1 pseudogene is annotated in these 505 nt (G+C 60.6%); it reads left to right on the forward strand.

Features of this window, described 5'->3' with window-relative positions:
• Positions 1-505 (forward strand): annotated as a pseudogene (locus ACQY5R_RS18375) (cation acetate symporter); the annotation flags it as partial.

The raw sequence follows: 505 nt of genomic DNA on the forward strand, positions 1-505 counted from the left end.
GTTGATGGTCGGCACCGCGGGGCTGCCCCATGTGATCGTGCGCTTCTACACCGTGCCGAAGGTGGCTGCCGCGCGCAGTTCGGCAGGCTGGGCGCTGCTCTTCATCGCGCTGCTGTACACCACGGCGCCTGCCGTCGCGGCCTTTGCCCGCGTGAACCTGCTGAACACAGTGTCTAACCGTCCCTACGCGGAGGTCCCCACTTGGTTCAAAAATTGGGAGAGCACCGGGTTGATCCAGTTTAAGGACAAGAATGGCGATGGCTTGATTCAGTATCTGGGCGACAAGAACCTGAACGAACTGACCATCGACCGCGACATCATGGTGCTGGCCAACCCCGAGATCGCGAACTTGCCCGCTTGGGTGATCGGGTTGGTCGCGGCGGGCGGTTTGGCAGCGGCACTATCCACGGCAGCGGGACTGCTGCTGGTGATCTCGACGTCTGTGGCTCATGACTTCTTCAAACGTGGATTCAAGCCGGATATCACCGAAAAGCAAGAGCTGCTC

Origin of the sequence: Sedimenticola sp., from assembly GCF_050289425.1 — a bacterium.
Classification (GTDB): domain Bacteria; phylum Pseudomonadota; class Gammaproteobacteria; order Chromatiales; family Chromatiaceae; genus Sedimenticola.